This window comes from Pseudomonas tructae (assembly GCF_004214895.1).
Classification (GTDB): Bacteria; Pseudomonadota; Gammaproteobacteria; order Pseudomonadales; family Pseudomonadaceae; genus Aquipseudomonas; species Aquipseudomonas tructae.
Map to the genome: position 1 here is coordinate 955,782 of NZ_CP035952.1, position 18,933 is coordinate 974,714.

Sequence of the window (18,933 nt, forward strand, 5' to 3'; positions counted from 1 at the left end):
CGCTCCCGTGTTGCCTGGGGAAGGCGCGATCAGTGATCGCGCCCGGGTTGGATCAGAAACTCAGGTCGACCTTGGTCCAGAACGTACGCCCTGGCTCATCGATCGGCTGCGGATCAGTGGCCGGGTAGCCAAAACCGGCGTTGCCTGCCAGGTTCAGGTGTTCGGCGTAAGCCTTGTCGAACAGGTTGTCGACCCCGGCACTGAGCTTGAGGTTGTTGCTGACCTTGTAGGCACCGTTGAGCGAGAACACGCCGAAACCGCTGCTCTTCTCGTAGTCCTTGCCCACCACGTTGCCGGCGTTCTCGGCGATGCGGTTCTGCGCCGCCACCAGGCGCCACAAGGCCCCTGCGCTCCACACATCGCGGCTGTAGGTCAGGCCCAGGCGGCTTTCCAGAGGGGGCATCTGCGGCAGTGCCTTGCCGTCGCTGCTGTTCTTGCCCCAAGCGTAGGCCAGGGTGGCGTCGGCTTTCCAGTTGCTGGTCAATTTATACGCCGCGCCCAGTTCGCCGCCCATGATGCGTGCATCGATGTTCTGCGCTCGCGAGCTGGGCATGCCCATCATTCCCGGCCGGTAGTCGAAGAGAATGTAGTCGCGGATCTGCCCGACATAGCCCGAGGCCCAGGCCTCGACGGTATCGGTCTGGTACTGGATGCCGAAGTCGAGCTGGGTGGTTTTCTCCGGTTTGATGCTATCGAAGGCATTGACCGAGCCGGGTGCGCCGGACTTGGGCGAGAACAGCTCCCAGTAGTCGGGGAAGCGTTGGGCGTGGCCGAGGCCGACGTAGGTGGTGGCGGGAATATCCACCAGGTCATGCTCGTAGCGGACAAAACCGCTGGGCAGGGTATCGGCGCGGGTATCGCCACTGGTGGCGCTGGTAGCCCGGTAATCCTTGGCCGAGGCTCGGTCCAGGCGGGCGCCGGTAATCAGGCGGTCCTGCTCGGCGGCGTACCAGGTCAACTCGCCGAACACCCCGTAGTTGTGGAAGTCGGCGTCCTTGGTCCAGGCCATGTGCTTGTGGGCATCGATGCCCATGCCGCCGCGCTGGCGGTGTTCGTTGGTTTGCGCATCGATGCCGCTGATCAGTTGCAGGTCATCCCAGCGCCAGGTGCCCTTGATTCGCCCGCCGAGGGTACGGCGATCGACGTTGCTGACCATCGGCATGCCCATCATGCCCATGCCCGAGGGCGTGCGCAGGCTGTAGTTGTCCATCACGTGGTCGGCATAGTTGTAGTAGACCTGGGCTTCGAGCTTGTCGAAGACCTCGCCGATGTTGGACTTCTCGAACCGCAGGCCAAGGCTCTCGCGCTTGAACTGCGAGCCGTCCATGCCGCGCCCGGCGTAGCGGGACTCACCGTCACCCTTGCCGGCGGTCAACTCCACCAGGGTATCGGCGTCCGGGGTCCAGCCCAGGGCGACGTCACCGTTCCACTTGTCCCAGCGCGACGGCACGGTGTCGCCATTGCCGTCCTCGTAATCGTCGGAGCGCGACTGGTTGCCGACGACGCGCGCATAGCCGTAGCGATTGCCGGCGGCGGCATCCAGCACTTTGTCGAAGCGGCCGTTGGAGCCGCCCAGCAGGCTGGCATTGACCCGGCTGCCCAGCTCGCCGAACTTTTCTGGTTCGCGGTCGAAGAGGATGGTCCCGGCTGACGCGCCCGGGCCCCAGATCACGCTTTGCGGGCCCTTGATCACGGTCAGGCGGTCGTAGGTTTCCGGCGAGATGTACGAGGTGGGGGCGTCCATGCGGTTGGGGCAGGCACCGAGCATCACGCCGCCGTTGGTGAGGATATTCAGGCGCGAGCCGAACATGCCGCGCAATACCGGGTCGCCATTGGTGCCGCCGGCGCGAATGGCCGAGAAGCCGGGGATGGTTTTCAGGTAGTCGGCGCCATCGCTGGCCGGTACCGGTTGGCGTGGGTCCTTGGGGTTGGTGACGATAGTCAATGGCGAGCTGGGGGCCACGGCGGTGATTACCGTCGGGCTCAGTTCGGGCTGGTCATGAACATGCGTGTCATGAGCCTGGCTGGCAGCCAGGGCCAGGGGGCTGAGCAGGGTGCCGCAGATCACGGCGATGGTGCCTTGCAGGGACAGACGAAAAACAGCGGTGCAGCCGGACATAGTGATTCCAACATCGATCAGTCATAAGGGTGCGCGCAGTCGACGGCAGATACCGGACTTCGGGCGCAGGGAGTGGTTCAGACGACGATGAGGGCAGGCGGTGCTCGGCTGCGGGCGCCGGGGAATACCGTTTGCCGGGCATGACCCTGGCGTGGGGAGACCAGCAGCTGGCTGCTGGCGGGAACGGCTTCGGTGTTGAGCAGGCTCAGGGCCTGAGGCAGCGCCGGGCAGTGGAAGAACAGGCTGCAGTAGCCGCACTTCTCCCAGATGACCTTCAGCGCCGGGCTGCCGCCGTGATGGCTGTCGGCATGGCAATCGGCGGCGCTGTCCATGGCCATGCTCATGCCTGCCGGCATGGCACGGTGATCCATCGGCATCGACTGGGAAACCAGTGGGCCGATAAAGATCATCAACATGGCGAACAGGCTCAGCCAACCGCCACGAACCGTCCTGGGGTCAGGACGCGCGGGGTGGTTGAACCTGCTGCGGGCGATACTCACGCCGGGCAGCCTTCAGCAATCAATGGCTGTGGGCAGCTTCCTCGGGGGCCTGCTTCTGCACTGCCACCTCGACGGTGATATCACCGGCGTTCTTGAAGTGCAGGGTCAGCGGGAAGCGCTTGCCGTCAGTCAGCAGGCTGCGGTCCTTGGGTTGCATCAGCATTACATGGTAGGCGCCGGGGGCAAATTTCAGGTCGCCGCCGGCAGGTACCTCGACGCTCGGTACCTGCTGCATTTTCATCAGGCCGTCTTTGTGTACATGTTCGTGCAACTGGGCGTCGTCGCTGATCGGGCTGTCGACGCTGAGCAGGGTGTCGGCAGTCTTGCCGTTGTTATGCACGACAAAATAGGCCGCAACGTTGGGGGCGTTGGGTGGCAGTTCCTGCGACCACGGGTGAGCGATATGCAGCTCGCCAACAGTGTATTCATGGGCGTTGGCAAAGGTCGCCGGCAGCATCAGGGCGGCCAGCAGCAGGGCGTTCTTGAACATGGTGATTCTCCAGTCGATTCAGGTTCGCAACAGGTAGCGTAGTGAACTCAGACCAGAGGGGAGGCGCGGGGGTTGAGGGCCGGCCACTGTTGCCGCGGTGTCGGCTGGTTGATGGCGAGCGGCGCCGGCGAGGGCGCAAAATCCTGGCTGGGCACCAGCAAGCGTGGCGGGTGTCCAGGCAATGCCAGCAACGGTGCAGCGCCAGAGCAGCACCAACAGTGCTGCATGCTGGCGTGATCATCGCCTTGCTGACCGAGGTCGATCTTGCCCAGGGCGATGATTTGCGCCTTGGCCTTGCTACCGACACTCGAGCAGAAGGCGCCCCACAGCAGTTGTTCGGCCGGGCCCTTGGGGGCGGCGGACGCCAACGGCATGGCCAGCAGATTGAACAGCACTGCGAAGCAGGCGATCCAGGCAATGGCGGGCCGGTGTGAGGACATGGAAAGATCCGGTCAGGAATCAGAGGGGGCTATTGTAACGCCCAGTATAGGAAAATTTACCGGGGGTGCGGTGAAGTGCCGCACACCCAGTGCACATCAGGCCTGCTTGTTGCGGCCCATCAAGCCGCGCACGGTTTCCTGCAGGTCGGCGGGCAGCACCACGACCTTGGCGTTGTCGCTGCTGGCAAGGCTCTCCATGGCGCCGATATAGCGCTCGCCGAGCAGGTACATGGCCGGGGTGATTTCGTTACCGACGGCGTCCTTGACCAGGGTGATCGAACGCGCCGAGGCTTCGGCGAGGTTGATCTGTGCTTCCGCGTCGAGCTTGGCCGCCTGCTGGCGCGCTTCGGCTTCGAGGATGGCCGCCTGCTTGGCGCCTTCGGCACGGGTAACGTCAGCTTTACGCTCACGTTCGGCTGCAGCCTGGCGCTCCATGGCCGCCTGCATGTTCTGCGACGGCTTGATGTCCTGGATCTCGACCGAGCGCACGGTCACGCCCCAGTCTTCGGTTTGCTCGGACATGGCTTCGCGCAGGCGCGCCTTGATCTGTTCGCGGCTCGACAGCGCTTCGTCCAGGTCCATGGCGCCGACAATGGCGCGCAGCGAGGTCATGGTCAGGCTGGTCACCGCGAAGGAGAAATCCTGCACGCCGTAAGCGGCTTTCTGCGGGTCGACGACTTTGGCGAAACACAGGGCGTTGGCGACGATCACCGCGTTGTCGCGGGTGATGATTTCCTGCTGTTGCACGTCGAGGATGATGTCCTTGGTCGGCAGGCGGTAGGCGACCACGTCCATGTACGGGATCAGCAGGTTCAGGCCCGGCTTGAGGGTGCTGTGGTAGCGGCCCAGGCGTTCAACGATCCACTCCTCGCCCTGGGGCACGATGCGTACGCCCTTGAACAGGGTGATGAGGACGAATGCGGCGATCGTGCCGACGACGATAAGGCTGGTCATGAGTCAATCTTTCCTTTTACTGATCAGGCCCGGGCAACCCGGGCGGTATTGCCTTCGATGGCAGTCAGGCGCACGCGCTCGCCGGCCGGAATCTCGGCATCGGCGACGCACACCCATTCTTCATTGCCGAGGATGGGCTTTTGAAAGCGCACGCGGCCCTTGTGGAACTCGGAGACCGTGGCGGTGAGCAAGCCGACTTCGCCGAGCACGCTGTCCGCGGTCCAGCGAGTATCCGGCTGTTTCTTGCGAAACACCTTGAACCACAGCAGCGTGGTAATCGACGAGAACACCACCCACAGCAATACCTGCATGTCGAGTTGCAGGCTCGGTGCGAAAAAGGCGATGAGCGAAACCAGCACGGCGCCGATGCCGAACCAGAGGATGAAGAAGGTTGGCAGGACCAGTTCGAGCACAATCAGGCCGAAACCGAACACCAGCCAGATCCACCATTGCATTTCCATATGGGTGAAGTCTTCCGAGGGAGGAGGGGTGTAGTGTAAGGGAGTGGAGCGGGATGGGCTATGGCGCAGGGTTGAGCCAGTCTTCCACACGCAGCCCCGGAACACGCAAAAACTCACGCATGTTGTTGGTTACCAGTAACAGCCCCAGAGACCGTGCATGCCCGGCAATCATCTGGTCATAGGGCCCAATCGGTGTTCCGGCTCTGGCCAGTTCCGCACGCAACTGACCGCTATGAGCGGCGGCGTGCTCATCGTAACTGAGGACTTCCAGGCGTGCGGCAAAACCTTCGACTACCGCAAGGTTACGTTCAGGCGCGGCAGACTTCTCTGCACCATAAATCAGCTCCATCAGCGTTACTGTGCTGATGCAAAGCTGCCCGTGGTGGCGATTGAAGGCCTCACGTACGGCCTGAGGCTTGTTCTTGAAGGTAAAGATGCAAATGTTGGTATCAAGCATGTACTTGAGCATCAAAAGCCCTCGCGCTCCTGATCGGCATTCTGCTCGCGCTCGGCCATGAAATCCGGGCTGACGTCCTGCCCTTCGAACCAGCTGTCCCAGGCTTCGCCGGAGGGGGAAATAATTCGGGTTCGACCCACTGCGACTATATCCACGCGCTTCACATCCTCTGGCAGGGCTACGGATTTGGGCAGCCGTATAGCTTGGCTGCGGTTGCTCTTGAAGACGGCACCTTGCTCCATGATCCACCTCGTTGTATATGCCAAATGTATATCCAAGTTTAAAAGAGCACTGGCAACTGTCAACGGGATGTAGCTGAGCCCCCTGTAAGTACTGGCGCAAGCGCATGCACCAGTGCTTGGGGCGTCGAGAAGCTGCGAGCGACTCGGGGAAGATCAGGCCTGCGAAGCACCAGCACGGGCACACCACGTTCGCGTGCGACTTGCAGTTTTGGCTCGGTCGCCCCGCTACCACTGTTCTTGCTCACCAGCACATCGATCTGCCGACGCTCGAACAGCGCGCGTTCGTCTTCCAGGTGAAACGGCCCGCGAGCACCGATCACTTCGCAGCGCTGGTTGCCGGGGCAGGCCTCAAGGGCGCGCAAGGTCCAGAACTGTTGTGCGGGAATCTCATCAAGGTGCTGCAGCGGTTCACGGCCCAGGGTGAACAGCGGGCGCTGGAACGGGCGCAGGGCTTGAATCAGCTCGGCCCAGTCGGCCACTTCGCGCCAATCATCGCCAGCCTGGGCGGTCCATGCCGGACGGCGCAATGCCCAGCACGGCACGCTGCTGAGCTGTGCGGCACGCGCGGCATTGGCGCTGATCTGCGCGGCATAAGGGTGGGTGGCGTCGATCAGCAGGTCGATGTTTTCCTTGAGCAGGTACGCCGCCAAACCCTCTGCACCACCGAAGCCGCCAACCCGTACCTGACAGTTCAGGTCAGTGGGCACCCGGCCAATCCCGGCCAGGCTGTAGACATGTTCCGGGCCCAGGTTGCGGGCGATGGCCAGTGCTTCGGTGACGCCGCCAAGCAACAGGATACGTTTCATGCAAAGCCTCCGGCATGCCCGACTATGCCGCCTTGGCGATCAATGGCGAACACCTCGACCTGCACCTGCGTAGGCACCACGCTGCGGGCAAACGCCAGGGCATGAGCGCAGACTGCATCGCCCAGGGCAATACCGGCAGCGCTGGCCAGGGCCAACGCTTGCTGGCTGGTGTTGGCCTGACGAATCGAGTCTTGCAGGGCCGGGTCGGCGCCAATGGCCGCAGCCCAGTCGGCCAGTTGCGGCAAGTCGATGCTCGAATGGCGGCTGTGCAGGTCCATGTGCCCGGCGGCCAGCTTGCTGATCTTGCCAAAGCCGCCGCACAGGCTGAGTTTATCCACAGGCACTTTGCGCAGGTGCTTGAGCACTGCGCCGACAAAGTCGCCCATCTCGATCAGGGCGATTTCCGGCAGGTCGTAGACCCGGCGCATGGTGTCTTCGCTGGCGTTGCCGGTGCAGGCGGCGATGTGCTGGTAGCCGTTGGTTTTCGCCACGTCGATGCCCTGGTGGATGGAGGCGATGTAGGCCGAACAGGAGAAGGGCCGGACAATGCCGCTGGTGCCGAGAATCGACAGGCCACCGAGAATGCCCAGGCGCGGGTTCATGGTTTTCAGCGCCAGGCTTTCACCGTCCTGGACATTGACCGTGACCTCGAAGCCGCCCGCATAGGCATGTTCGGCCGCCAGGCGTTGCAGGTGCTCGCTGATCATTCGCCGGGGGACCGGGTTGATAGCCGGTTCGCCGACCGCCAGCACCAGCCCGGGGCGGGTTACCGTGCCGACGCCTTTACCGGCAACGAAGCGTACGCCGGGGGCGGCCTGCAAGCGCACCTGGCTGTAGAGCAAGGCGCCGTGGGTAACGTCCGGGTCGTCCCCGGCATCCTTGAGGGTGCCGGCTTCGGCGCCGTCGGCCAGCAGGCGGCAGAACTCCAGGCGCATCTGCACCACCTTGCCCTTGGGCAGGGTGATGTGCACGGCATCATCGCTCTGGCCGGCAAGCAGCAGACGGGCGGCCGCCAGGCTGGTGGCGGTGGCGCAACTGCCGGTGGTCAGGCCGCTGCGCAGCGGTGCGGGTTGTTCACGGGTTTCGTCACGCATCGGCAGGCTTGACCGCTTCGAGCAGGGTAATCGGCAGGGCCTGGCGCCAGGTGTCGAACTCGCCCAGGGGCTGCGCCTGGGCGATATGGATGCGGGTCAGTTCACCGCCATGACGCTCGCGCCAGTTGACCAGGGCCAGTTCGCTTTGCAGGGTCACGGCGTTGGCCACCAGGCGCCCGCCGGGGCGTAGTTGCTCCCAGCAGTGTTGCAGCACGCCTTCGCGAGTCACGCCGCCACCGATGAAGATTGCATCAGGGCGCTCCAGGCCTTGCAGGGCCAGCGGCGCACGGCCGCGGATCAACTGCAGGCCAGGCACGCCAAGGGCATCGCGGTTATGTTCGATCAACTGCTGGCGGCCCTCGTCGGACTCGACGGCCAGCGCCCGGCAACTGGGGTGCGCGCGCATCCACTCGATACCGATTGAACCGCTGCCGGCGCCGACATCCCAGAGCAGTTCGCCCGGTTGCGGCGCCAGGCGTGCCAGGGTGATGGCGCGTACATCGCGCTTGGTCAGCTGGCCATCGTGTTTGAAGGCGCTGTCCGGCAAGCCGGCCAGGGGCGACAGGCGCGGCGCATCGGGCGCGGCCAGGCATTCGATGGCAACCAGGTTCAGGTCGGCAATCTGCGTGTGCGGCCAGTCTGCGGCCGTTCCGCCCAGGCGACGTTCAGCACTGCCGCCCAGGTGCTCGAAGACCTGCAGGCGGCTCGGCCCGAATCCGCGCTCGCGCAGCAGTGCAGCGATGGCTGCCGGGCTGCTGCCATCGTTGCTCAGCAGCAGCAACCGCACGCCGCTGTACAGGTGGGCATTGAGCGCAGCGATCGGTCGGGCCACCAGCGACAGCGTCAGGACCTCCTGTAACGGCCAGCCCAGGCGCGCGGCAGCCAGGGCGCAGGAGGAGGGCATCGGCAGGATGCTCATCTCACGGGTATCGAGCTGCCGGGCGAGGCTTGCGCCAATGCCATAGAACATCGGATCGCCGCTGGCCAGTACGCACACCGGCTCGCCGCGCAACACCAGCACCGGCGCCAGCGAGAAGGGGCTGGGCCACAGCAGGCGTTCAGCGGTGATGCATCGGGGCAGCAGGTCCAGCTGGCGCTGGCCGCCAAACACCCGTGAAGCACCCAGCAGCGCACGCCGGGCCTGCTTGCCCAGGCCGCTGAAACCGTCTTCACCGATACCTACTACTGTCAGCCAGGGCGACATGGATTTCCTCAATTCTACGCAATCCGACCGGCAGGCTTTTCATGCCTTCGGACAAAGCAGGCATAATACCGCGCCTTCTACACTGAAGTGCCTTTTCACGATTACCGGGTGACCTTTTGAACCAGCCTGTATCGGCCCACCAGCCTCAAGCTTCGCTGCGTCCCTCGGCCTGTCCGGGGTTGTGGCGTATCGTCCAGGCGCTGGACGGCGGAATCTGCCGGATCAAGCTGGCGGGCGGCGCGCTGACGGCGGACCAGGCCGAGGCCGTTGCCAAAGCGGCCGAGCGTTTTGCGGGCGGTGAAATCGAAGTCACCAACCGCGGCAACCTGCAAATTCGCGGCATCGGCCGCGACCACAGCGCACTGATCGAGATGCTGCTGGCTGCCGGTCTTGGGCCACGTGAGGCTGCTGGCGACGATGTGCGCAACCTGATGCTCAGCCCCTGCGCAGGTATCGACCCGCAGATGCTGTTCGACACCCGGCTTTTGGCTGCGCAGGTACTGCAGTCGCTGGAAACCACCCCGCGTTTTCATCAGTTGTCGGCCAAGTTCGCCGTGCAGCTGGATGGCGGTGAAGCCCTGGCGATGCTCGACCACCCCCATGACCTGTGGCTCAGCCCCCTGAAGCTGGACGGCGAGCTGTGGCTGGCGTTCGGCCTGGCGGGCTGCCCGGCCAAGGATGCGCCGTTGGGCGCGGTGCCGCTGACGCGGGGGCATGAGCTGGTGCTGGCGGTGCTCAAGCGGTTTCTCGATCTGGCCCGGCCAGAGCAGACGCGAATGCGTCAGTTGCTGAGCGAACATCTGCCAGAGGCGTTCATCACCGGGTTGGCTGTGCCAGTGCGGGCGGATGCGGCGGTTCGCCAGTGGCGTTGTGTGCAGGCCTCGGCGAGCTATCTGGGGATTTATCCACAGCTGCAACACGGCCTGAGTGCCATCGGTACCTCAGCGCCCCTGGGCCGCCTGAATCCATCGATGTTGCGCGGTGCGGCCCGGCTTGCACGTGAGCAGGGCGACGGTACCCTGCGCATGACCCCGTGGCAGGGCGTGCTGCTGCCCAACATCGCGCAGCGCCATGCCGAAGGCGTCAGCGCCCGCCTGGCCGGCCTGGGCCTGCTGGTCTCAGCCACGGAGCAACTGTCGCGCCTGGTCGCCTGCACCGGTTCCGCCGGTTGTGCCAAGGGCCAGGCCGACACCAAGGGCGATGCCCGCCTGCTGGCCACCCTGCTGGCGCCCGGTGCGCCGGCCAGCGTGCACCTGAGCGGCTGTCCGCGCTCTTGCGCCATGGCTCATGTCGCCCCGGCGACACTGCTGGCGCAAAGCCCCGGCCGCTATGACCTGTTTCTGCGTGACGCAACCCAGCCGGGCTTCGGCCACTTGCGCGCACGCAACCTCACACTGAAAGAAGCCGGCGCATTGCTAGACGCCTGCTCACGGAGCACCCTTGATGATTGATTACATCCGCGATGGTCAGGAGATCTATCGCAATTCCTTCGCGATCATTCGAGAGGAAGCGCGGCTCGATCGCATCCCGGCCGATCTGGAAAAACTCGCGGTCCGGGTGATTCACGCCTGCGGCATGGTCGATGCGATCGATGGCCTGCAGTTCTCCCCGGGTGCCGGCAAGGCCGGGCGTGATGCCCTGGCCGCTGGCGCGCCGATCCTCTGCGATGCGCGGATGGTCAGTGAAGGGATTACCCGCGCACGCCTGCCAGCCAACAACCCGGTGATCTGCACCTTGCGCGACGAGCAGGTGCCGGAGCTTGCCCGCGAACTGGGCAACACCCGCTCGGCGGTGGCTCTGGAGCTGTGGCGGCCACACCTGCAAGGTAGCGTGGTGGTCATTGGCAATGCGCCGACCGCACTGTTTTACCTGCTGGAAATGCTCGATGCCGGCGCGCCGAAACCCGCGCTGATTCTCGGCTTCCCGGTGGGCTTTGTCGGCGCGGCCGAGTCCAAGGCCATGCTTGCCGCCGACAGCCGTGGCGTACCCTTCGTGATCATGCAGGGGCGCCTGGGCGGTAGCGCCATGGCCGCCGCGGCGGTCAATGCCCTGGCCACGGAGGTCGAATGATGCAGGCTCGAGGACGTTTGCTGGGCCTGGGCGTCGGCCCTGGCGACCCGGAACTGATTACCGTCAAAGCCCTGCGCCTGTTGCGCGAGTCGCCGGTGGTGGCCTACTTCGTCGCCAAGGGCAAGCGTGGCAATGCCTTTGGCATTATCGAGGCTCACCTGCAGCAGGCCCAGACCTTGCTGCCCCTGGTGTACCCGGTGACCACCGAAGTGCTGCCCGCGCCATTGTCCTATGAGCAGGTCATCAGCGACTTCTACGATGCCGCCAGCCTGGAAGTGGCTGCCCATCTTGATGCCGGCCGCGATGTGGCGGTGATCTGCGAAGGCGATCCGTTCTTCTACGGCTCCTACATGTACCTGCACGATCGTCTCGCCGAGCGCTATGACACGCAGGTGATTCCGGGTGTCTGCTCGATGCTCGGCGGCGCCTCGGTGCTCGGTGCGCCGCTGGTCTATCGCAACCAGAGCCTGTCGGTGCTCTCCGGCGTGCTGCCCCACGATGAGCTCAAGCGCCGCCTGGCCGATGCCGATGCTGCGGTGATCATGAAGCTTGGGCGCAACTTCCCCAAGGTTCGCGATGTGCTGGCCGAACTCGGCCTGACCGAGCGCGCGCTGTACGTGGAGCGCGCGACCATGGCCAACCAGAAGATCGTGGCCCTGGATGAAGTCGACCCGCAATCGTCGCCGTATTTCTCGCTGATCATCGTTCCGGGCGAAAGGTGGCAAGGTTGATGACACGCACAGCACCGGCCATTGTCATCCTCGGCAAAGGCAGCCTGGCCACTGCCCGCAAGATTCAGCAGCTGTACCCGGACGCGCTGATCCATGGCCTTGAAGGCCGGGTCGAAGGCGCCGATCGCAGCTACCAGGCGTTTGGCGCCACCTTGTGTCAGCTCTATCGGCAGGACACGCCAATCATCGCCCTGTGTGCTGCTGGCATCGTCATCCGCAGCCTGGCTGGCCTGTTGCTGGAGAAAGGTGTCGAGCCGCCGGTACTGGCCGTGGCCGAAGATGGCAGCGCTGTGGTGCCGTTGTTGGGAGGCCTGGGCGGGGTCAATGTCATGGCCCGGGAAATCGGCGCCGGCCTGGGCGTGGCGGCAGCCATTACCACCAGTGGCGAGCTGCGGTTCGGTACCTGCCTGCTCAATCCACCCAGCGGTTATGCCCTGGCTGACCTTGAGCTGGGCAAGCGCTTTGTCTCTGATCTGCTGGCGGGTGAAAGCGTGCGTATCGAGGGCGCCGCACCCTGGCTTGAGCAGGCGCAGCTGCCACAAAGCGAGCAGGCCCGGTTGGCCATTCATGTCGGCTGTGATGCCCGTGAAGCCTTGGCCAATGAGCTGGTGATCTATCCGCGTTGTGTGATGGTGGCGGTCAGTGAAGTCCTGCCGCAGTTGGCCCAGGCCATTCGAGCTGCCCTGCAGGCAGCACGGATTGCCGAGCCGGCGCTGGCCTGCCTGCTGGCAGACGACGCGCACATGGCCAACCCGGCCCTGCATGCTGCGGCGGCCGAGCTGGGTGTGGTCGTGCGATTTGCACCGGGTGCGGGTAATGCCAGCGCCCTGGCCGCCCAAGCGATGCCGCAATTGCTGCCACCGCAAGCGGCAACTGATGGCCTGGCCATTGTGGTCGCCAACCAGCCAATCGATGTGCAACAGATTGGCCGCGCCCGCGGTCGCCTGGCGGTGATTGGCCTGGGGCCTGGCGCCGCCGACCTGATGGTGCCTGCGGTCAAGGCTGAACTGGCCCGGGCCAACGATGTTCTCGGTTACGAAACCTATGTGCGCATGGCCGGGCCGTTTCGTCCGGATCAGGTGCTGCACTGCACCGACAACCGCGAGGAAATGCAGCGCGCTCGGCATGCCTTCGAGCTGGCGGCGCAGGGGCGCTCGGTGGTGGTGGTCTCCTCGGGCGACCCCGGTGTGTTCGCCATGGCTGCTGCGGTGCTCGAAGCGCTGCACGAATCAACGGATCTGCACTGGCATGCGGTGGAGCTGGAGATGCTGCCCGGTGTGTCAGCCTCCCTGGCGACCGCGGCACAGGCCGGAGCACCTTTGGGTCACGACTTCTGCGTACTGTCGCTGTCGGACAACCTCAAGCCCTGGTCGATTATCGAGAAGCGCCTGGACCTGGCTTGCCAGGCCGATCTGGCCCTGGCTTTCTATAACCCGATCTCACGCTCGCGACCCTGGCAGTTGGGCCGGGCCCTGGAGATCGTGCGCCAGCACCGTACTGAGCAGACGCCTGTAGTCCTTGGCCGTGACATCGGTAGGCCGGGGCAGACGCTGAGGGTGGTCACGCTCGGCGAACTGCAGCCGGAGATGGTCGATATGCGCACCATGGTGCTGGTCGGCTCTTCGACGACCTGCGGCTTTGCCCGTGCCGATGGGGGGCAGTGGATCTACACCCCGCGCTGGTATCCGGCACAGGACTGAGTCTGTCAGGGAAGGCTTTCGATCCTGATCAACGAGGATGTCCCCATTAGTGTAAAGCCCCCGCCAATGACGCGCGGGCTTGTCACGAAAAGGACGCTTCAAGATGAACGACACTACAGAAATCCTGAGCACCAATACCGCCGCAGTGCTGGAACAATCGCTGATGGCGTTCGGTGCCGGCATGTCGCTGAAAAGCCGCACCGATGTGAAGAACTCGTACCAGTTTGCATCCCTGGTCGCCAGCAAGCTATATGACCAGGAAGGTCAGGGTGAGGCCTGGTTCAAACAGTTTCTGAAAGTCCTGCAGGATTGTGGCTGGGTCACCGCACGTCGCAGCTATGAACGCGAATTCACTTCTTCCAAGACACTGACTGTCGGCGCTATCGCCGCCAAGGCGCTGAGTGCTGTGGGGACTGCGGTGATGGGTGGCGCAGTTGGCTTGGCGCTGAACAAGTTGGCCGTCAACGCGATGGCCAAGCTGGGTCAGGTCGATCAGGCGCAGAAACTGTTCGACCGCAACGTAAAGAGCAAAAAGACCGCCAACATCGGTCTTGCCTCTTGCATCGAAACCTCCGAAGGCGAAGTCGTCCTGGCCATGAGCTGCATGCATTCGGACGCGTCCGCCAAGGACCTGGACGTCTTCGTGCTGGAATGGAACAGCAGTTCTGCCCAGTTCTACACCGGTACGGCGGCACTCTCGTTCAACAAGTCGGTGTATGAGCGTGTGCGCGCCACGATTGAGGAAAAGCTCGGCGAGCGCGCAATCAATAACGTACTGGACTACGAGGTCTGACCACTCAGAGTGGCTCGCTCGTCGAGCCACCCTGCCATTTCAGCAACAAGGATGATGGAAATGGACGACTACTCGGTATGGACGGCCGGAGGTACTCTGCTGCTGTTCGCTCCCGCAGTACCCCCTTTGCAACGGCAGGCGGTACTCGATTCACTGTTGTATTCGCAGTTGCGGGCCAATAAGGTCGTGGGTTCGCGCTTTTTGCTGTATCCGTCATGGTATGGGCAATACCGCAAGGAGCTGTCAGCCTGTGGCTGGCTCATTACCCAGTTCTTTCATGATGCAGAGTCTGCCAGCGCACGCTCGGTGCTGGCGCCAAGCCAGCCGTTGCGGCTGTGGCTGGACAGTCAGTACGCAGGCGCTGACAGCATCATCGAGCGGGGCCTGGCCACCTTGCAGGGCGTGCCGAGCAGCCTGGACGCCTTTCGCCGTTTTACTTTCCAGGGGCATGCGTGTGGCACACGGGTTGCCCTGGAGATTGGCCTGGTTCAGCCCGGTCCGCAGGTCCACTTGTGCAGTATTGCCTTGCAGACCTCGGCAGCGCTGGAGCAGGTCGGCATCGAGCGGCCATTGCTTGCTGGAGCGCTGCAGGGGGAAATTCTCGTCAAGGGTCTGTCGGCGCAGCTGGATGAGCAGCAGTTCGAACCGCGACGTGCCCAGTTGCGAGTGCTGATTGAACGCAAGCAGCAAGAACAGCTCTACCTGTCCAACCCTGGCGATGTACAAGGAGGTGATCATGAGTAACCAGCAGGCGGCAGTGGTTGGTGCAGGCCTTATGTCGTTCATGCCCGGCCTGACGCCGGCGCAGCGCAGTTCGGTGACGCTGGCAGTGCTGCAAGCCGAGCGGGAAACGCAGTTCGTTCATGAGCAGGGCCAGGTTGAAGACTGGTACAGCTACTACAAGAACAAGCTGAAATATTATGGGTGGGACGCGGTACCACCCAGCGAGGTGCATTGGCCGGGTAACGAGCGATCGGAGATAGTCGATAGCGCACTCAAGGCCATCTCGGCTGTCGCTGGCAGCCAATATGCGCAGTCGACCGAGCTGGCATTGCAGGCGCTCAAGCGAGACACCCGGGCCTTGCTGCATTTTGAACAACGAACACGCCAGTATGGGGTGTTTCAGCTGTTGCCGTGCGCACCGGCCAGAAACGGTCGGGTGGACATGGTGCTGTATCACGAGGTGCTGGAGCAGTCGCAGGTCAGTGCAGGTTTTCTGTTCCGCAAGCGCAGGCAACAGCGGGTAACGGCCGAACTGGTGCGTTTCAACACCCGATTGTTCGATCAACAGTTCAGAAGCAAGGTGCAACGCAGCCTGCAGGCGGTCAGCGTGCGGGAAATCCTTGAGTTGAAGATCTAGGGCACCAGGTAACCCTTGATGCCGGTGAAAATGATCTGCGCCGCCAGGGCACAGACAAACAGCCCCATCAGCCGACTGACGATCTGCAAGCCCTGGTCACCGAGAATCCGCTCGATGCGGTTCGACAGGTACAGCACCAGGCCCACGGTAAAGCTGGCCAGGGCGATACTGACGATGGCCAGCAGCTTGTCGTCCCAGTGCGGCTGCCCCACGCCCATTACCAGCAGTGCACCGATGGTGCCGGGGCCGACCGTCAGGGGGATGGTCAGCGGCACGATGGTCACGTCCTGCTGGACGTTGTCGGTCTGCACCGCCGATTTGCCCTGGGCCATGCCCAGCGCGGAGATGAACAGCACACTGCCGGCGCCAATGCGAAAGGCGTCGACGGTAATCCCGAAGATGCCGAAGATCGCTCTGCCGAACAGGTACAGCAGGATGCTGGCCACTAGCACGGCGATCGCGACACGCCAGGCCAGTTGCTTGCGCTCCTTGCTGGAGTAGCCGCGGGTCAGGCTGATAAAGCAGGAAAGCACAAAGAACGGGCTGTAGAGCACGAGCATTTTCAGGTACACGCTGAACAACTCATGGAGCATGGTCGAGGCTCGCGTCTAAGGGGAGTGAGGCAAGTGTATGCGAATTACTGGGTGGGAATCTGACTTGATTGGGCTTCGCGGCGTGCCACCCAATGTTCGATCAATTCGCGCAATTGTGACAACTCTACCGGCTTGGACATGTGTCCATCCATGCCAGCCAGGCGCGCGCGCTCCTTGTGTTCGGCGAGGATGTGCGCGGTGAGGGCGACCACCGGCGTGCGCCGGCGCTGGTTACTGACTTCCCAGATGCGCAGTTGCTGGGTGGCCGAGAAACCATCGAGCACCGGCATTTCGCAGTCCATCAGGACCAGGTCGTAATGGTTGGCCTTCATCGCCTGCAAGGCCTCTTCGCCATTGCTGGCGGTGTCTGGCTCCAGGCTGAGTTTGCCCAGCATGCCGCGAATGACCTTGGTCGAAATGCTGTTGTCTTCGGCGACCAGAATGCGGAAGTCGCTGGGCAGGTTCAGCGGCGTCGACAGGTTGGCCTGCAGCGGGATGCTCGGTTGGCCTTTGCTGCGTTGGGCGAGCTCTTCGGCCAGGGTGGTCTTGAGGGTGTATCCGGCCACGGGCTTGGCGAGGATGCGCTTGACCCCGGCATTGCGCGCGATGACCTTGCTCGGCGCATTGCTGATGCCGGTGAGCATGACCAGCAGGATGTCGTGGTTGAGGCTCGGGTCTTCCTTGATCTTCGCTGCCAGTTGCATGCCGGTCATGCCGGGCATGTTCTGGTCGAGCAGCACGGCATCGAAATAGTCGCGCAGGTGCGCCTTGGTGCGTAGCAGGGCCAGGGCCTCCTTGCCCGACGGTACGGCGCTGACGTTCATGCCCCAGGCGCTGCACTGCTGCACCAGGACCTTGCGGCAGGTGTCGTTGTCGTCCACCACCAGCACCCGGGCGCCGCGCAGCGGGCCGTCGAGATCGGTGGGCGGCTGTTCGAGGCGCTGGGCGTCGAGCGGCAGGGTCATCCACAGGGTGTTGCCCATGCTGTGGCTGGTCTTGATGCCGAACTCGCCCTGCATCAGCGTGATCAACTGCTTGGCGATCACCAGCCCCAGGTGGCCGCCGAGCTTGTTGCTGGAGAGGAAATGCTTGCTGTGCAGTTCGGCCTGCAACAGCGCTTCACGCTCGCCCGGGGCAATCGGCTCGCCACTGTCCTGCACGGCAATGCGTAGCCGTGGGCTGTCACCGCGCTGGTCGAGGGCGACCACCAGCAGAATCTCGCCGTGGTCGGTCTTCTTCAGGGCGTTTTCCAGCAGGCTCAACAAGGCCTGGCGCAGGCGAGTCGGGTCGCCGCTGATGACGCGCGGCACCTGCGGCTGGGTGAAGCTGATCAGTTCGATGTTCTGCTGTTCGGCCTTGGCCCGGAAGATGTTCAGGCAATCTTCGATCAGGGCATTGAGGTCGAACTGCACATCGTCCAGCTCGATCTGCCCGGATTCGAGCTTGGAGATGTCGAGGATCTCGTTGATCAGGGTCAGCAGCTCGTTGCCGGCGCTGTGGATGGTCTGCACGTAGTCGCGTTGCTTGACCGACAGTGGCGTGCCAAGCAGCAGTTCGGTCATGCCCAGGACACCGTTCATGGGCGTGCGGATCTCATGGCTGATCTTGGCCAGGAACTCGGCTTTGGCGTTGATTTCGGCGTTGCTGGCCGCCAGTTCGCGGCTGGCGCTGAAGCGCTCTTCGCTGATGCGCCGCAGGCGCTCGCTGACCGCAAGGTTGAGCAGCAGGCCACTGACGCTGGTTAGGCCCAGTAGAATGAACAACAGCCATTGGGTCGGTGTGCGGGTCAGACCGAGCAGGGCCGGCAACACCAGCAGGCAGCCGAAATTGAACGCCAGCATTGCCAGGGCGAACAGCCGCGCCGGGGCGTAACCCTTGTACCAGTGGTAGCTGGCCGCCAGCAGCATGCTCAGGGTACTCAGGGCCATCAAGCCGTAGGTCATCAGGTTCAGTGGCAGGGTGTCGACGAACAGCAGCAACAGGCCGCACAGCGCCACCACCAGCATTTCCACTTGCAGCAGGCGGCTCAGGCGCGGTTGTTCACAAGGCTTGAAGAAGCGCAGGGTGAAGGTCAGGCCGGCCAGTGACGCCAGCAAGGCGGTGAGGTAGGCCGCCGGTGTTTGCGCTGAATGCCAGAGGCTCCACCAGGGGCCGCTGAGGTTGAGCAGGATCAGCGCACTGAGCAGCATCAGCCCGTGATAGGCCGCCAGCGCCAGGCTGGTGCTCGAACGCGAGTAGGCATAGCGGATCAGGTTGTGCAGCATCAGCATCAGCAGGCAGCCAAACAGTAGGCCGAAGAACAGTGGCTGGCGCTGGTCGGCGGCGGCATGGGCAGCGGATTCCAGGCTGATGGCCGGGCGCAACTGATGCTCCGAGACCAGGCGCAGGTAGACGTCCAGGGTTGTCGGGCTATTGGGCAGCGCCAGAACATGGTCACTGCTGCGCAGGTACGGGGTGTCGCTGTCGTTCTGCCGACCACTGTGGATCTGCTTGATCAGCCGGTCGCCTTCAAGGGCATAGAGGTCAAGGCGCGACAGGTCGGGGGCAAAGACCCGCAGCAGTTTTTCCTGCTGCCCGGGCTCCAGCCGATAGTGCAGCCACAGCGCCTGGTCGGGCGTGGCGGCGTTGAGTTCGTTGAGTTCGAGGGGGCTGAACTGGTTGCGGTAGCGCTCGGAACGGATGTCGCTCAGTTGCAGGCTGGCCTGCTCGTCGAGCAAAACTGCCCAGCCACTGCCTTGTTCGGCCGCAGCCGGGAACAAGCAGAGCAGGGTCAGCAAGCTGACGGTAAGGCCAATGGCGATCCTGAGCCAACGCACGACGAAATCCCTTCTTAGCTAAATGCCGGATGATAACTATGCGCGGCGCGCCAAGCCGAAGGCAAGGCCCATGGCGGGCCCTGTCGACGAGCCGGGGGCAGGA

Annotated in this window: 20 protein-coding genes; 7 read left to right on the top strand and 13 right to left on the bottom strand. The window is 63.7% G+C overall.

Annotated features, from left to right (window positions below; all coding sequences use genetic code 11):
• Positions 1 to 52: 52 nt before the first annotated feature.
• From EXN22_RS04340 to cbiE, 11 genes are all read right to left on the bottom strand, one after another.
• On the bottom strand, positions 53 to 2,119 hold the full coding sequence (locus EXN22_RS04340) for a TonB-dependent copper receptor (protein WP_130262912.1): 2,067 nt from the start codon (positions 2,117 to 2,119) through the stop codon (positions 53 to 55).
• 77 nt (positions 2,120 to 2,196) lie between these two features.
• Positions 2,197 to 2,619, bottom strand: coding sequence for a DUF2946 domain-containing protein (locus EXN22_RS04345; protein WP_130262913.1), 423 nt, complete (start codon positions 2,617 to 2,619; stop codon positions 2,197 to 2,199).
• A gap of 19 nt (positions 2,620 to 2,638) precedes the next feature.
• Positions 2,639 to 3,109: a copper chaperone PCu(A)C gene (locus EXN22_RS04350; protein ID WP_130262914.1), complete on the bottom strand. Its 471-nt coding sequence runs from the start codon at positions 3,107 to 3,109 to the stop codon at positions 2,639 to 2,641.
• 47 nt (positions 3,110 to 3,156) lie between these two features.
• Positions 3,157 to 3,549, bottom strand: a complete 393-nt coding sequence (locus EXN22_RS04355) for a DUF2946 domain-containing protein (protein WP_130262915.1) — start codon at positions 3,547 to 3,549, stop codon at positions 3,157 to 3,159.
• A 96-nt stretch (positions 3,550 to 3,645) separates the two neighbouring features.
• Positions 3,646 to 4,503, bottom strand: coding sequence for an SPFH domain-containing protein (locus EXN22_RS04360; RefSeq protein ID WP_130262916.1), 858 nt, complete (start codon positions 4,501 to 4,503; stop codon positions 3,646 to 3,648).
• A gap of 23 nt (positions 4,504 to 4,526) precedes the next feature.
• Positions 4,527 to 4,964 (bottom strand): NfeD family protein, encoded by a 438-nt coding sequence (locus EXN22_RS04365; protein WP_130262917.1) that lies wholly within the window; start codon positions 4,962 to 4,964, stop codon positions 4,527 to 4,529.
• A gap of 58 nt (positions 4,965 to 5,022) precedes the next feature.
• Positions 5,023 to 5,433, bottom strand: a complete 411-nt coding sequence (gene vapC / locus EXN22_RS04370; RefSeq protein ID WP_130262918.1) for a type II toxin-antitoxin system tRNA(fMet)-specific endonuclease VapC — start codon at positions 5,431 to 5,433, stop codon at positions 5,023 to 5,025.
• Positions 5,433 to 5,663, bottom strand: a complete 231-nt coding sequence (vapB, locus tag EXN22_RS04375; RefSeq protein WP_130262919.1) for a type II toxin-antitoxin system VapB family antitoxin — start codon at positions 5,661 to 5,663, stop codon at positions 5,433 to 5,435. Before vapB ends, vapC begins: the two co-directional genes overlap by 1 nt.
• Before the next feature lie 59 nt (positions 5,664 to 5,722).
• Positions 5,723 to 6,469, bottom strand: coding sequence for a cobalt-precorrin-6A reductase (locus EXN22_RS04380; RefSeq protein WP_130262920.1), 747 nt, complete (start codon positions 6,467 to 6,469; stop codon positions 5,723 to 5,725).
• Positions 6,466 to 7,563, bottom strand: a complete 1,098-nt coding sequence (locus tag EXN22_RS04385; RefSeq protein WP_130262921.1) for a cobalt-precorrin-5B (C(1))-methyltransferase — start codon at positions 7,561 to 7,563, stop codon at positions 6,466 to 6,468. Before EXN22_RS04385 ends, EXN22_RS04380 begins: the two co-directional genes overlap by 4 nt.
• Positions 7,556 to 8,767 carry a precorrin-6y C5,15-methyltransferase (decarboxylating) subunit CbiE gene (gene cbiE, locus EXN22_RS04390; RefSeq protein ID WP_130262922.1) on the bottom strand — a complete coding sequence of 404 codons (1,212 nt, stop codon included), beginning with the start codon at positions 8,765 to 8,767 and terminating at the stop codon, positions 7,556 to 7,558. The genes EXN22_RS04385 and cbiE overlap by 8 nt, the downstream gene beginning before the upstream one ends.
• Positions 8,768 to 8,883: 116 nt before the next feature.
• On the opposite strand from cbiE, the gene cobG reads away from it, so the two are divergent.
• From cobG to EXN22_RS04425, 7 genes are all read left to right on the top strand, one after another.
• Positions 8,884 to 10,218, top strand: a complete 1,335-nt coding sequence (gene cobG / locus EXN22_RS04395; protein WP_130262923.1) for a precorrin-3B synthase — start codon at positions 8,884 to 8,886, stop codon at positions 10,216 to 10,218.
• A complete protein-coding gene (locus EXN22_RS04400) occupies positions 10,211 to 10,837 on the top strand; it encodes a precorrin-8X methylmutase (RefSeq protein ID WP_130262924.1) in 627 nt (208 codons plus the stop codon). The genes cobG and EXN22_RS04400 overlap by 8 nt, the downstream gene beginning before the upstream one ends.
• Positions 10,834 to 11,568, top strand: a complete 735-nt coding sequence (locus tag EXN22_RS04405; protein WP_407691942.1) for a precorrin-2 C(20)-methyltransferase — start codon at positions 10,834 to 10,836, stop codon at positions 11,566 to 11,568. Before EXN22_RS04400 ends, EXN22_RS04405 begins: the two co-directional genes overlap by 4 nt.
• Positions 11,568 to 13,268 carry a precorrin-3B C(17)-methyltransferase gene (gene cobJ, locus EXN22_RS04410; RefSeq protein WP_130262925.1) on the top strand — a complete coding sequence of 567 codons (1,701 nt, stop codon included), beginning with the start codon at positions 11,568 to 11,570 and terminating at the stop codon, positions 13,266 to 13,268. Before EXN22_RS04405 ends, cobJ begins: the two co-directional genes overlap by 1 nt.
• Before the next feature lie 103 nt (positions 13,269 to 13,371).
• Positions 13,372 to 14,061 (top strand): hypothetical protein, encoded by a 690-nt coding sequence (locus EXN22_RS04415; protein ID WP_130262926.1) that lies wholly within the window; start codon positions 13,372 to 13,374, stop codon positions 14,059 to 14,061.
• A 60-nt stretch (positions 14,062 to 14,121) separates the two neighbouring features.
• Positions 14,122 to 14,805 carry a hypothetical protein gene (locus tag EXN22_RS04420; protein WP_130262927.1) on the top strand — a complete coding sequence of 228 codons (684 nt, stop codon included), beginning with the start codon at positions 14,122 to 14,124 and terminating at the stop codon, positions 14,803 to 14,805.
• Positions 14,798 to 15,421 carry a hypothetical protein gene (locus tag EXN22_RS04425; protein ID WP_130262928.1) on the top strand — a complete coding sequence of 208 codons (624 nt, stop codon included), beginning with the start codon at positions 14,798 to 14,800 and terminating at the stop codon, positions 15,419 to 15,421. Before EXN22_RS04420 ends, EXN22_RS04425 begins: the two co-directional genes overlap by 8 nt.
• Here EXN22_RS04425 and EXN22_RS04430 read toward each other — a convergent pair.
• The gene (locus tag EXN22_RS04430; protein WP_130262929.1) at positions 15,418 to 16,014 is read right to left on the bottom strand and encodes a MarC family protein; all 597 of its coding nucleotides are present in this window, start codon (positions 16,012 to 16,014) and stop codon (positions 15,418 to 15,420) included. The genes EXN22_RS04425 and EXN22_RS04430 overlap by 4 nt on opposite strands.
• 44 nt (positions 16,015 to 16,058) lie before the next feature.
• Positions 16,059 to 18,830, bottom strand: a complete 2,772-nt coding sequence (locus tag EXN22_RS04435) for a hybrid sensor histidine kinase/response regulator (RefSeq protein ID WP_130262930.1) — start codon at positions 18,828 to 18,830, stop codon at positions 16,059 to 16,061.
• Positions 18,831 to 18,933: the final 103 nt, after the last annotated feature.

Bases quoted from the DNA above. Each gene is read 5' to 3' on its own strand.
- EXN22_RS04380 (WP_130262920.1), bottom strand. From the start codon at position 6,469: ATGAAACGTATCCTGTTGCTTGGCGGCGTCACCGAAGCACTGGCCATC.
- cobJ (WP_130262925.1), top strand. From the start codon at position 11,568: ATGACACGCACAGCACCGGCCATTGTCATCCTCGGCAAAGGCAGCCTG.
- EXN22_RS04360 (WP_130262916.1), bottom strand. From the start codon at position 4,503: ATGACCAGCCTTATCGTCGTCGGCACGATCGCCGCATTCGTCCTCATC.
- EXN22_RS04425 (WP_130262928.1), top strand. From the start codon at position 14,798: ATGAGTAACCAGCAGGCGGCAGTGGTTGGTGCAGGCCTTATGTCGTTC.
- EXN22_RS04350 (WP_130262914.1), bottom strand. From the start codon at position 3,109: ATGTTCAAGAACGCCCTGCTGCTGGCCGCCCTGATGCTGCCGGCGACC.
- EXN22_RS04340 (WP_130262912.1), bottom strand. From the start codon at position 2,119: ATGTCCGGCTGCACCGCTGTTTTTCGTCTGTCCCTGCAAGGCACCATC.
- vapB (WP_130262919.1), bottom strand. From the start codon at position 5,663: ATGGAGCAAGGTGCCGTCTTCAAGAGCAACCGCAGCCAAGCTATACGG.
- EXN22_RS04420 (WP_130262927.1), top strand. From the start codon at position 14,122: ATGGACGACTACTCGGTATGGACGGCCGGAGGTACTCTGCTGCTGTTC.
- EXN22_RS04415 (WP_130262926.1), top strand. From the start codon at position 13,372: ATGAACGACACTACAGAAATCCTGAGCACCAATACCGCCGCAGTGCTG.
- EXN22_RS04355 (WP_130262915.1), bottom strand. From the start codon at position 3,549: ATGTCCTCACACCGGCCCGCCATTGCCTGGATCGCCTGCTTCGCAGTG.
- vapC (WP_130262918.1), bottom strand. From the start codon at position 5,433: ATGCTCAAGTACATGCTTGATACCAACATTTGCATCTTTACCTTCAAG.
- EXN22_RS04365 (WP_130262917.1), bottom strand. From the start codon at position 4,964: ATGGAAATGCAATGGTGGATCTGGCTGGTGTTCGGTTTCGGCCTGATT.
- cbiE (WP_130262922.1), bottom strand. From the start codon at position 8,767: ATGTCGCCCTGGCTGACAGTAGTAGGTATCGGTGAAGACGGTTTCAGC.
- EXN22_RS04405 (WP_407691942.1), top strand. From the start codon at position 10,834: ATGATGCAGGCTCGAGGACGTTTGCTGGGCCTGGGCGTCGGCCCTGGC.
- EXN22_RS04400 (WP_130262924.1), top strand. From the start codon at position 10,211: ATGATTGATTACATCCGCGATGGTCAGGAGATCTATCGCAATTCCTTC.
- EXN22_RS04430 (WP_130262929.1), bottom strand. From the start codon at position 16,014: ATGCTCCATGAGTTGTTCAGCGTGTACCTGAAAATGCTCGTGCTCTAC.
- EXN22_RS04385 (WP_130262921.1), bottom strand. From the start codon at position 7,563: ATGCGTGACGAAACCCGTGAACAACCCGCACCGCTGCGCAGCGGCCTG.